This window comes from Pseudomonas sp. TMB3-21, assembly GCF_054898145.1.
Genome location: NZ_CM142718.1, coordinates 3,758,864 through 3,770,926 on the forward strand (window position 1 = coordinate 3,758,864; position 12,063 = coordinate 3,770,926).

At 57.3% G+C, this 12,063-nt stretch carries 13 protein-coding genes; 9 read left to right on the forward strand and 4 right to left on the reverse strand.

Annotation, left to right across the window (positions count from 1 at the left end; translation table 11 throughout):
- Positions 1–23 precede the first annotated feature (23 nt).
- Positions 24–383 (forward strand): antibiotic biosynthesis monooxygenase family protein, encoded by a 360-nt coding sequence (locus ACYZTS_RS17235; protein ID WP_461990730.1) that lies wholly within the window; start codon positions 24–26, stop codon positions 381–383.
- A gap of 262 nt (positions 384–645) precedes the next feature.
- Here ACYZTS_RS17235 and ACYZTS_RS17240 read toward each other — a convergent pair whose 3' ends face one another.
- The gene (locus tag ACYZTS_RS17240) at positions 646–1,599 is read right to left on the reverse strand and encodes a glycosyltransferase family 2 protein (protein ID WP_461990732.1); all 954 of its coding nucleotides are present in this window, start codon (positions 1,597–1,599) and stop codon (positions 646–648) included.
- Positions 1,600–2,348: 749 nt separating this feature from the next.
- Here ACYZTS_RS17240 and ACYZTS_RS17245 point away from each other — a divergent pair.
- Positions 2,349–2,774 (forward strand): VOC family protein, encoded by a 426-nt coding sequence (locus ACYZTS_RS17245; protein WP_461990734.1) that lies wholly within the window; start codon positions 2,349–2,351, stop codon positions 2,772–2,774.
- A 148-nt stretch (positions 2,775–2,922) separates the two neighbouring features.
- Here ACYZTS_RS17245 and ACYZTS_RS17250 read toward each other — a convergent pair whose 3' ends face one another.
- A complete protein-coding gene (locus ACYZTS_RS17250) occupies positions 2,923–3,474 on the reverse strand; it encodes a GNAT family N-acetyltransferase (protein WP_461990736.1) in 552 nt (183 codons plus the stop codon).
- Positions 3,475–3,753: 279 nt separating this feature from the next.
- Here ACYZTS_RS17250 and ACYZTS_RS17255 point away from each other — a divergent pair, with 279 nt between their 5' ends.
- Positions 3,754–4,059, forward strand: coding sequence for a hypothetical protein (locus ACYZTS_RS17255; protein ID WP_461990738.1), 306 nt, complete (start codon positions 3,754–3,756; stop codon positions 4,057–4,059).
- Between the two features lie 133 nt (positions 4,060–4,192).
- Here the strand turns inward: ACYZTS_RS17255 and ACYZTS_RS17260 are convergent, their stop codons facing one another.
- Entirely contained in the window at positions 4,193–5,332 is a 1,140-nt protein-coding gene (locus ACYZTS_RS17260; protein ID WP_461990740.1) for an MBL fold metallo-hydrolase, read from the reverse strand.
- A complete protein-coding gene (locus ACYZTS_RS17265) occupies positions 5,322–5,801 on the reverse strand; it encodes a DUF417 family protein (protein WP_461990742.1) in 480 nt (159 codons plus the stop codon). Before ACYZTS_RS17265 ends, ACYZTS_RS17260 begins: the two co-directional genes overlap by 11 nt.
- A 157-nt stretch (positions 5,802–5,958) precedes the next feature.
- Between ACYZTS_RS17265 and ACYZTS_RS17270 the strand changes: the two genes are divergently transcribed.
- From ACYZTS_RS17270 to ACYZTS_RS17295, 6 genes are all read left to right on the forward strand, one after another.
- Positions 5,959–6,540, forward strand: coding sequence for a CGNR zinc finger domain-containing protein (locus tag ACYZTS_RS17270; protein WP_461990744.1), 582 nt, complete (start codon positions 5,959–5,961; stop codon positions 6,538–6,540).
- Between the two features lie 201 nt (positions 6,541–6,741).
- Positions 6,742–7,512: a substrate-binding periplasmic protein gene (locus ACYZTS_RS17275; RefSeq protein ID WP_461990746.1), complete on the forward strand. Its 771-nt coding sequence runs from the start codon at positions 6,742–6,744 to the stop codon at positions 7,510–7,512.
- A 58-nt stretch (positions 7,513–7,570) separates the two neighbouring features.
- Complete coding sequence (locus tag ACYZTS_RS17280) at positions 7,571–8,869, forward strand: diguanylate cyclase (RefSeq protein ID WP_050483141.1); 1,299 nt, start codon at positions 7,571–7,573, stop codon at positions 8,867–8,869.
- A gap of 23 nt (positions 8,870–8,892) precedes the next feature.
- Positions 8,893–9,636: a substrate-binding periplasmic protein gene (locus ACYZTS_RS17285; protein WP_461990747.1), complete on the forward strand. Its 744-nt coding sequence runs from the start codon at positions 8,893–8,895 to the stop codon at positions 9,634–9,636.
- A gap of 50 nt (positions 9,637–9,686) precedes the next feature.
- Positions 9,687–11,126, forward strand: coding sequence for an HD domain-containing phosphohydrolase (locus ACYZTS_RS17290; protein ID WP_461990749.1), 1,440 nt, complete (start codon positions 9,687–9,689; stop codon positions 11,124–11,126).
- 165 nt (positions 11,127–11,291) lie between these two features.
- Complete coding sequence (locus ACYZTS_RS17295) at positions 11,292–12,059, forward strand: alpha/beta hydrolase (protein WP_461990751.1); 768 nt, start codon at positions 11,292–11,294, stop codon at positions 12,057–12,059.
- Positions 12,060–12,063: the final 4 nt, after the last annotated feature.

The window sequence follows — 12,063 nt, forward strand, 5'->3', positions numbered from 1 at the left end:
CAAAAGTCATTAAGAGGCATGCCATGATTTATGAAATCGCTGTGCTCCCTGTGCGCGAAGAACACTTCACACATTTCAGAAGTGCATTTGCCAAAGTTGCTCCATTGCTCAGCCGTGCAAAGGGTTATCGCGGTCATGTGCTCGCGCAAGGTATCGAAACTCCACACCGGTTCAACCTGATCGTGCGCTGGCAATCACTTGAAGATCACACGCCGGGCTTCGAAGAAAGTGAAGACCATCGGCTGTTCATGGAGGGCTTGCAGGATTATTTTTCGGAAGAACCGACGGTGTATCACCTTGAGGGTCCAGCTTTCGCTATGGGCGAAGATGATGCACCTGACAGTGCTATTGGCTTCGGTAACACCGGCAGTAAAAGTTCGTAGCTTTGGTTTTATTTAGCTCACAGCAGCTTTGGGTGCAGATGTACCGTGCACCTGTCACCCAGAGCTGTTCAATCAGGGAGGGATGGGGAAAGAGGAAAGCTACGACGCCATAGAAGGGGTTAACACAAGATAAAAGTGCGCAAAGAGCAGGTCGCGCATGGCGACGGACCTCTTGTTCGCCACGTGCGGGGAATGCACGCAGGCGCTTTGCTAAGGGGCAAGCGGGTGAAGGTTGCGGGGAGTCAAGCGGATGAGTTCTGGTTCATTGAGCAGCAGTCGACGCTGTTGCCTTGCGCAATGTTCGGGCGCAGGCATACAGGTAGCGCAAGGTCGGTTTGCAGCTGTCGAAGAACAGCGTTTGCCAGGAATATTCCAGCATTTTCCGATACACGCCGATGACCTCGACATGTTCGGCTCTGCGGGAAAACGCATTGAGAAAGTCAGTGTGATTACCCAGCACGAAATCGATCCGTTGTTGCTTGCTCAGCTGCTCGCCGTAGCGGGCCAGATAAACCTCGATGAACCTGATTTTGTTTTGATAATACTTCTTCGGTTGCGCGGTCATGTTGCCGCTATTCACCGTGCGCTCCAATAGCACTTGCGGCACCGTGTGGATCTCCCAGTGTTCGGCGATGCGCGTCCACATGTAACGATCTTCAGAGTAACGCAGGCTGGCATCGAAGCCGCCGAGTTGCATGATCACGTCGCGCTTGACCAGCGCGGTGGATACGCCATTAACAACGTTGGCGTAGATGAAATCGAAGAAATGCCGGCCGTTCTTGCGAATGTTGTCCAACTGCCGCCGACCGTCGCTGTAGTTGACCTGCGCGTAGCAATCGATCAATCCCACCGGCCGTCCTTGACGAGTGAGTTCGTCATACAGGGCCAGTTGCAGCTCCAGCTTTTGCGGGAGCCACTGGTCATCGGCATCCAGCATTGCCACAAAAGTCTCTTCAGCATGCCGCAGCCCGTGGTTGCGGGCGCTGGACTGGCCTTCGTTGGCTTGCTGCAACAGCGTCAGGCGAAACGGCGCCACAAAGTCTCTTACACGCTGCGGCCCGTCATCGGTGGAACCGTCGTCGATGACAATGACGTGATCCGGCAGTCGGGTTTGATCGGCCAGGGACGCCAGTGTCTGCTCAATGCTGGCGGCGCCGTTGTACATCGGGATCACGACGCAGACGGTAGGCGATAAAGGGGCGGCTTGGTCTGACATGGGTTACTCCTTTTATTACGCCATGGCTAGATCGCGTGGAAACGACCTGTCAGATGGCTGAAGCAGGGTGGCCTGTCGGAGATGTCAGGGGTAGTCGGAGAGAGTTTGGCTAAAGGGGGAGTACCCGGACAAAGCTACCGCATGGTCCTTGCTGGGGATCTTGTAGATAACGGTTTACGGAGGTCGCTCTGGGGAAGAGCGTTGAATCGGCAATTCCCACGCATGTGATTGCTGGATTGACTGTTTTAGTTATTGACCAGTCTTAATGAACTGTCAAACGGGGCTTGTCAAAAAAATGCCTTTTATCCAGATTTAGCCGAGCTGTACGAAACCAACTGATTGTTTTAAAAAATAAAATTGGTAGTTAATAAATTCTAAACTTTTCTCGAAGATTAGAGTCTTGCGGGAGCACAGTGGGCACTCCGTCACGTGCAGTCACGAATGATCGCGACTGGCATCAAATCACCACGCGCATTTGCCGAAAAAAACTTTCACTGCCAGTTTTCATCTGCTCGCGGATAAGTTGCGCCAGTACTTGTACTTGTTCGGAGAAGCCACGGCGCGGCCTGTGCACGAGCCCGATGTCACGTTGGTTGATTTTCCGGCCACGATGAACCCATCCTCCGGCAAAGCCAAACACGCTGGATCGATGTCGGCGGGACGCCTAAGCTCGAAACATCGCGTTTCACGCGATCATCAGTCAGGCGCTGCTGTGCTGTACCCCAACAAAAACGATTATTGGAGTTCCGATGAGCCTCTCGCCTTTCCACCTCGCAATCCCCGTTTACGACCTGGCCGCAGCCCGCACCTTTTACGGTGAGGTTTTCGGTCTGGAGGAGGGCCGGTCCAGCAATCAATGGGTCGACTTTAACTTCTACGGTCACCAACTGGTGATCCATGAGCATCCCAAAACCGCCTCGCAAGAAAGCGTTCACAGTAACGCCGTGGATGGACACGACGTGCCTGTTCCGCATTTCGGGATCATCCTCGGTTGGGAAGAGTGGGAAGCACTCGCAGAGCGGTTGAAGTCTTTAGATACCAGATTTGTGATTGAACCTTACATCCGCTTCCAGGGGCAGGTGGGTGAACAAGCCACCATGTTCCTGTTCGATCCGTGCGGTAACGCCCTCGAATTCAAGGCTTTCAAGGATATGAGCCAACTCTTCGCCAAATGACAACAACCCATGGCACAACCCTGTTGTGCCATTTTTTCCAAGTGAGCTAGAAGCTCATGACTCTCGCAACCGCCAGTAGGCGCAGCTTTTCATTCCAGCAGGAAGGCCAGACGTGAAACGTGTTCCCTTGGTATCTAGCTTCACGGCGTCAGCGGCAGCCTCTGCCGAACCACTCCGCGCGCGTCATCTCCCAGATCTCCTTGAGCATCGGCCCCGAGACAAACTGGCCCTCCCGCGTCTCGATCATTCGCATGCCTTCGTGCAGAGAGACCTTGCGCGATGTTTGGTTTTCCACCGCCTTCGGCACTTGCATGACCGGGCGCGCCAGCTCTTCAAACCAGTAGGCATTGATCACTTCACAGGCTTCACGGATGTAGCCTTTTCCCTGCCATTGCGGCGCCAGCCAAAAGCCTCGGTTGTTGCCGGGCTGATCGTACAAACTGATGCTGCCGATGCTTTGCGTCGATGCCTCGCGCAGACGAATCATCCAGTGCCACTCGCGTCCCGCCGCGATGCCCGGCAATGCGATGTCACGCACGTAAGTCAACGCGCCGTCAGCCGGGTAGGGCCATGGCACACGGCTGTCGAGGTAGCGGACCACTTCCCAGTGTGCGAACAGTTGCTGGATATCGGGTGCGTCGGTGAGTTGTAGCGGGGTGAGAAGCAAGCGGGGGGTGGTAAATGTCGGAGTGCTGTCCATTGCAGGAGATCCCTCTAAGAGTGGCAGAGGGTAATGTCGCAGAACGCGGTGGGTGGTGTCGAATGGGCCGCTGACTACTCCGCAGTCCAGCTAACAATTTGGTCACCCTAATCCTGTAGACAAAGCGGTGGCCTAACGCTAATCCTCATGCCAGATCGCCCCTGCGGACGTTTACGGTGATTATCGTCGACCGCGTCCGGCTGCTGAGACTTAATTGAGCCTGAATTCCGCGTTGAAAATTCAATAGCGTTGTCGGCAGATTATGGAAAGTGAGCCGTTATGATTCCAGGGTATCGAATCCGCATTTACTGTTTCATCGGTGCGCTGGTGTTCCTGCTCGCCTCTTGGGCGCTAGCGGAGGAGATATTCAACGCGCTGACCATTTGGCGATTTGATGCGATCACAGGCCTGCGTCACCACAGGATCACCGAGCATTTCGTCTTTGACGAGCAGCCATGGCGCTTCAGTTTGTATTTACTGCAGATCATCGCGCTGTTCATCGTATCCAGCGGCGCTGGACTTTTCCTGTCATGGGGCGTTCTTCGCGGCAGACGGGCATTCAAACGTTGGGCTGCGAAATTTTAGAAGTTTCATTTAGCCATTAGCGGCTCGCTTATTGAAACAAACTACCGAGTTGTATCGCTGTGGGCCCCTCCGTAGCCGGGGAGCCATTCGCGCTGTGTTGCGTCCTGTTCAATTGAGGCCCAAGCGTGCACCATTAGTCGCGATTGCGGTATTGCACGGGCACCCACTCATACTTGCCGGCTTCGCGCCGAATGTGGCCTATGCCCGGAAATGGCAAGTGCGCGACCGCTGACAAACGCTGTTCATTTGCGGCGGTCTCGAACTGGTCCAGCCGCTGGACGCGAGCAGTGTTCTGGTCGACGTCGAAGGTGATAGTCACCTCTGGGCGCGCGAACTGAATGAGGCCGACGTGCATGATATCGCCCCAGAAATCGATACTCTCGCCTTCGCTTTCAACCCGAAAAAAGCTGTGGCCCGGGGTATGTCCCGGCGTAGGAATGGCCGTGATGCCCGGAATGATTTCCGATTGGGCAGCGAATGTCTTCAGTTTGCCTGCACGCTGGTAGGGGCCAACGGTCTTCAACGCTTCTTCCAGATGCGCCGGCTTCAAGCCCTTTTCCAGATTGGCGCGATCCAGAAAGAAATCGACGTCGGCCTGACCGACGTGGATGGTCGCATTGGGAAACATCATTTGCCCGCTGCGTGTCAGGCCGCCGGAGTGATCGGTATGGATGTGGGTGATCAGCACATCGCTGATCTGTGCCGGCTGATAACCCGCGGCAGCCAGGCTTTCGGGTAGTTTTCCTCCGACTTTGCCAAACAACTCACCAGCACCGGTATCGACCAGCACCACGTGTGAGCCCGTATCGATAAGGTAAGCATTGATCGACGTCTCCAGCGGGTTGCGAGCAAACCCGCGTTGCAGCAGTGCGTCGATCTGCTTTGGACTGATGCCTCTGAGGAGCGGATGCAGATCCAGTGGCAGCGTCCCGTCGCTCAGAGCGGTAATGCGGAACTTGCCCAGGTTGAAGGCGTAGATGCCTGCGCTTGCTGGTTTAGATGTCGAACCCGCCGCTACGGTCGATGTCTGTGACGCTTGCCCTGCAACGGAAGACAGCGGATAGGTTGCACCGGTGAACAGGGCAGCTGTCAGTGTGGCCGCGAGATAGAGCCGCGCATGGTTACGCATCGTGAGTTCCTGGGCTGGTGCGATCATGGGTGATCGCTGGGATAAGGGTAGATCAAGCGCATTACGTAACGAACTGTGCTCGCCCTTTGTAGGGGCCATTGTTGCCGATAAACATTCTTTAGCACTCGGCGCTTTAAAGCGCACGCTTCGCGCGTAAACGGGCAACGCCTTCAGCCATGACCACTAGCGAAATACCCAAGAGAGCGATGTCCTTGATCAGGAATGTGCCGAGGGCGTTCAGCCAGGGAAAGCTGCCGGATGCCTGTTCCCATATCGGGAGTGCCATCATGGTCGAGACAGTCGTAAGAAACGTCAGGGTGCCGAGAAGACCGCCGACGACAGCGGCGCGCGCTGACCAGACTGACGCGACGAGCAAGGCAGCGGTGATCATCTCTACAACACCCAGCAGATAAGACGTGCCCACTTCCCCAAAAACCAGATAGAGCCAAGCGAGCCAAGGTGTGCCGTTTATCAAGGGCTTGAGCGCTTCTACCTCGATTTGGGTGAATTTCAGCACACCGATCATCAGCAAGGGCAATACCACCCCCGCTAGCGCAACTGCTCGGGCGGCTGTGACGAACGTGGTGTCTGCCGAAGGGTTGACGTTCTGCATGGTGTTCTCCTGATTTCTGCTGTGGGTTACCAGCACGAAGTGGCCGGTGTCGTAGAGGCGAGGCATGAAACTCTCGCGTAACCTCTGAAGTGCGCATTTGAAGGTTACAGAGTATTTTGGTAACCTGTCAAATAACTTTTAAGGGGTTACAAACACCATGAATCCTGACCGTACTTCGTTTCACGCGCTCTTCCTTGGCGACAACCTCGCACTGGATTTCATCAACACCGAATACGGAGTAGATGACCGACATCAGGACTGCCTTACCGATGAGCAAAGCGTGGAGAGCTGGCTGGAAATGGCTGGGCTTTTGCCGGAAGGATCTGTCCAGACAAATGCATGTGGACTGCTGGATTCAGCACTCAAGCTTCGCGAGTGTTTACGGGTGGTAGTGCGCGCTGCGATGAATGGCGTTCCTGCAGATCTCGGCGTGATCAACCAGGTGCTTGAAGAGGGTCGCCCTGCCAGGGTGCTGGCATGGGATGAAGAAGTGCGGGCGTACCGAGTGGCGGTTCACCCGCGGGACAGGAGCCCGGCAAGCCTGCTCGCACCTGTGGCCGAGTCTTTGGTGGGGCTGGTCACCGGCGATAAGTTTCAGTTCGTCCGCCAATGCGAGGCCCAGGACTGCGAGCTGTTGTTCCACGATCTGACCAAATCCCACCGCCGCCGCTGGTGCAGCATGGCGACCTGCGGCAACCGCATGAAGGTGGCAGCATTTCGCTCCAGAAAAAAATCCTGAACAGTGCGCCGAGCAACTACCTGGGTGCCGGCTCAAGTGACTGCCGCCAAGGGGAAAAGCCGCCGTTCCAATTCTTTCGTGCCCCCAGGTGCACCCACCCTCGGCCGACGGTACTCAAGCCCGCGCCACCACGGCCGATAACAACTATGTCGACGGCTCCCAGCCTCGCCTGCTGTTTTGAGTCAATCCAGGTAATCGTCTATGGCTTCGCCCCTTTACCGCCTACTGATGTCCAGCGTCCTCACGCTGCTGGCTGCCTGCGAGTTAGCGCCGGCGGCCTACGCCGAGCCTGCACTGCGGATCGTCACGGAAGAGTTGCCACCCTATAACATGACGCAGAATGGCCAGGTGACTGGCATGAGCACCGAGGTGGTTCAGGCCGTGCTCAAGGAGATTGGCGTTGAAGCGTCGATCCAGCCTATGCCCTGGGCGCGTGCGTATGAGCTGGCACTCAATGAAAGCAATGTGCTGATATATTCGATCGCCCGCACGCCTGCACGCGAGCAGCTTTTTCAATGGGTAGGGGCGATTGCGCCGACTCAGTGGTACATCTTTTCACTGGCTGAGCGGCCGGTAAAACTCAACACGTTGAGCGATGCTCGCGGTCATCAGATCGCCACGGTCAATCAGGATGTGGGCGAGCAATATCTGATTTCGAAAGGTTTTCGTATCGGTGAGGAACTGCAGTCGAGCACCAAGTACGAACACAATTACCGCAAGCTCAAGGTCGATCACGTCGAGCTGTGGATTTCCAACGAACTTAACGCGCTGTACCTGACCCGCCAGAATGGCGAGGACCCGGACAAGGTGCTGATCCGTTCCCTGCCGCTTCCGGACCTCACCAGTGAGGAGGGCTTGAGCATGGCGTTCAGCCGCAATACACCAGTTCAGACCGTTGAGAAATTCCGTTCAGGCTTGGAAACCATCCGGCGCAATGGCGTTTATGACGCCATTATGCGCAAGTGGTTATGACCGGGTGGACAATCTCGAGCGCACATCTGAAGAAACTTCAGCCCAGGAAACCAAGGCGATGAAGTTCAGTTCGCTAGGGCGTCGCCTGGTCATGGCGACGCTTTTGTTTTGTCTGCTTTTTACGTTGGCGATGGTCTCGTTGCGCACATGGATCGCTTGGGAAAGCAATCTGGCGGACATGAATTCGGAACTCGTCCTGATCGATCAGGTGTTCCAGAACACTTTGTCGCATGCCATCTGGGAAATGGACCGTGAATCGCTGAACAAGCAGCTCGCCAGCGTCGCCAGCGCCGCGCCCGTCGGGCGTGTGGTGCTGAACATCCCGCGGCCCGGTCAATCAGCTGAAGTCATTGAACTGAAGAAGTACGCCGACGCTTCGTCGGACAAGGCGCCGGTGTTGCATCGCCAGCTCGTTGCGCAGCCTTACGCGGGAGCTCACGAAATTGTCGGCGAGCTAACAATCGAAGGTGACGCCAATTTGCTTCGGGAGCGTCTTTGGGGCGAAGCGCGCGGCATCGTTATCACTCAGGTGATTCAGTCGTTGCTGCTGGCCGGGCTGATCATGACCATGTTCAATCGTTTGGTGACCGTGCATGTCGTCCACATTGCACGGCATCTGGGCGAGCTTGCGCCACAGTCCCTCGGCAATCACCTCAGGCTGCATCGCTCGGTGCGGCGTCAGGACGAGCTGGGCCTGCTCGAATTCCAGGTGAATGAGCTTCAGGACAATCTTCACGCCCATTTGGAGCGCCAGCGTTCGGATGAACTGGCCATTGCCTCCAGCCGCGATCATCTGGCCGAACTGGTCGAAGCGCGTACCGCGCAATTGAAAGCCGCTAATCAGTCTCTCGAAGCCTTGTCGCGTCACGATGCGCTGACCGGGCTGGCCAACCGTCGTTATTTCGACGAACTCAAGGATGTGGAATTCCGCCGTGCCATGCGTCACAAAACACCGCTGGCGGTGCTCATGTGTGACGTCGATTTCTTCAAGTTTTACAACGACACCTACGGCCACATGCAGGGTGACGAGTGCCTCAAACAGGTCGCGGAAACCCTGAGGGGGGTCTTCGGACGCTCGGGTGAACTGGCTGCCCGAGTCGGCGGCGAGGAATTCGTAGTGGTCTTGCCGAACATCAATGCCGAGCAGGCCTGCAACGCTGCACAACGACTGTGCGCAAGCCTGGCTGCGCGCGAATTGCCACACAGTGGCTCGACGGTATCGCCCTTTGTCACTCTGAGTATCGGGGTCGCCGAGCTGGACCCGCAGACCATGGATCATTTCGACCAATTGTTGCAACGCGCCGATCAGGCGTTATACCGGGCCAAGTCTCAAGGACGCAATCGCGTCGCCTTATAAACCACTGTGGCCACGAGGTCTGTATGCATTTTCGTATGACGTTTTGCGCATGCCTGTTGCTGGCTGTGGTCAGCGTGCAATCCCGTGCTGAGGGGATTGAAGTGGTGACCGAGGACTCGATGTACGCTTACCCTCGTGACGGCAAGGTCGTCGGGCCGGGGACGCGCATCGTCGAAGAAACCTTGCGTGGCGCTGCACTGACTGACTATCGCCTCTCGCTTTACCCGTGGGCACGGGCCTACGAAAAAGCCTTGCATGAGCCGAACGTGTTGATTTATCCGCTCACGAGAACCGCGATTCGCGAAGACTTGTTCAAGTGGGTGGGCGAGATCGACCGGGTTGCGATCAAGTTCTACAAATTGCGCGGGCGCACCGATATCACGCTGAACAGCCTTGAAGATGGCAAACGCTACACGGTCGGGGTGGTGCGGAACGATACCAAGCAGACTTTCCTGGAGCATCAAGGATTCACGCGGCTGGTTGTTTCAACTGATAATCACGCTAACTTTCAGAAATTGCTCAATCAGCAAGTCCTGCTGCTACCGATGTCGGAGAACTCGGCACGGCTGGAAAGTGCGGCCGCGCAGGTGGATTTCAGCTTGCTGGAGGACGTCTATTCGATTGATGACCAGCCTGCCAGGATCTACATGGCGTTCAGTCGAGACACATCGGACGAAATCGTCGAGAAGGCCCGGCGCTCATTCGAGCAGCTGGAAGCTTCAGGGGCAGTAGCTCGGATTATGAGCGAAGATCAGCCTTCAAAATAACGGGCAGGATCACTGTTAATAGGCCAAGCCCAACCAGTATGGAGAGCGGTATGTTGCAAAGCGACTTCGTCGAGCGGGAAAGTGCGGTTTTGGCGTTGTCCATGGTCGGCGACCTGAGCATGGGCCAGCCGTTCGATCAGTCGCGGCGTACCGCGCGCTTGGTGCAATTGCTCGCACGCACATGCGACGGTGACGGCGAGCACATAGAGGTCGGGCGACAAGTTGCGCTGCTGCGCTGGTCGGGATGCACCGCCAATGCGGAAGGTTTCACGCGTCTGCTGGGGGACGACGTCGAAGGGCGTAACGCGATGCTCAGTCACACGTTGGGCGCTGCGGGCCTGCGAGCGATGCGCAGGTCTACACCGTTGGCGCAGGTGCACTGCGAGGTTTCCGGGGATATCGCGCGGACGTTAGGTCTTGGGGCAGGCGTCGAGTCTGGCCTGCGCAACGTATTTGAGCAGTTCGACGGTGGGGGCAGGCCTTCCGGGCTGAGTCACCCTGAAGTGCCTGAAGTGGTTTATCAGGTATTGCTGGCCGGCGATCTGGAAATCCTCTCGCGTGTTCACGGACTGGAGGCCGCCCTGGAGTGGATCGCCAGCATGCGTGATCAACGTTATCCCGCCGCGCTGGCCGGGGAACTCTTGCGACATGCCGGCGACTGGCTGGAACAGTTGCGCCTGCCGCCGGAAGTGCCTGCGAGCTCGCGTTCAGACCAGGCCGATGTGCCGCTGACGCTGGTCGGTGATGTGATCGATCTCAAGTTGCCCTGGCTTGCAGGCTATTCGCGGCGTTCGGCCAGCCTGGTGCGGGCAGCCGCGCAGCTTTCGGATTTATCGCAAGCGTCGACTGACCAATTGGGGCAAGCGGCGCTGATCCACGGCATTGGTAAGGCCGCGGTGCCCAATCGCATCTGGAACACGCCGGGCGCGCTCCTGGAGGGCGATCGGGAACAAGCGCGTCTTGTGCCTTATTGGACTTCGCGCGCCTGCAGCCAGATTCCCGCCCTTGCCGAGTCGGGTCAATTGGCGGCGCACGCCTATGAACGGCTGGATGGCAGCGGCTCCTTCCGTAATCTGAGCGCCAGTTCGCTGAATGCGGAGCATCGCTTGCTGGCCGCTGCGCTGGCTTGGGAGGCACTGCGCAGCCAGCGACCGTGGCGACCGGCGTTCAGTGAGGATGAGACGACGCGCCTGCTGCTCGATGAGGCCGATAAGGGCCGGTTCGATTCGCGCGCGTGTCAGGCCGTGATTGCGGCGGCGCGTGGTGAAGCGTTGGTGCCGGCCTCGAAAGGCAGCGGCAGTTTGCTCAGCGAGCGGGAAACCGAAATTCTTCGCTGCATCAGTCAGGGAGGCAGCAACAAGGAAGTTGCCCGTCAGCTGCACATTAGCCCCAGCACCGTGCGTACTCATGTGGAAAGTGTGTTCCGCAAACTGCAATGTTCGACCCGGGCGGCGGCGACGCTCAAGGCGCTGACCTTAGGCCTGATTTAAGCGCTGAACCTTGCCATCGAACCGGTGAAACACAATCACCAGTTTCCATTGCAGATCCGCTGAGGGTTTCCAGCAGACATTTTTTCACCTGGCTCGGACAAACGACCGATACCCACACCCGCAGGTCTCGCCGAAACTGATCACACCCACACAGGAGATCGCATCATGTTCAAACCCAAAGCTCTCGCCCTCGCCCTCGCTCTCGCCATGACCGCCGCGGTTTTTTCCGGCGCCAGTTCAGCTGCTTCCCCGCAACCCTCGGTAGTGATTGTGCATGGTGCGTTCGCCGACGGCTCCGACTGGGGCAAAGTCGTTCCGCTGCTGCAGGCCGAAGGTATCAAGGTGACGGTGGTACAGAACCCGTTGACATCGCTGGCCGATGATGTGGCAGCCACTCAGCGTGTTTTGAACAACCAGGATAACGACGTCGTGCTGGTCGGACATTCCTGGGGCGGGACTGTGATCAGTCAGGCCGGCACCGACAAGAAAGTGCGCAGCCTGGTTTACGTTGCCGCGTTTGCTCCCGATGCTGGTCAGGCCACCGAGGATTTGGGCAAGGAGTACCCTGCGCCGTCCGGCGTGAAAGAGATCGCTGCCGACAAAAACGGCTTTCTCTACATGACGCCTCAGGGCATGGCCAGCGGTTTTGCTCAAGACCTTCCCCCCGAGCAAACCGCAGTGATGGCGGCGACGCAGGGCCCGATCCGTGCCTCGGCGTTTGACGACAAAACCAGCGTCGCTGCCTGGAAAGGCAAACCATCATCGTACGTCGTCGCTCGTGAAGACCGCATGATCCAGCCTGATCTGCAACGAGCATTTGCCAGGAAAATCGGCGCCGAGATGACCGAAGTCGACGCCAGCCACGTGCCCCAGCAGTCGCGCCCGGCGGATGTGGCGAAGGTCATTATCCAGGCGGTTCGCAAGGCTCAGTAACCGC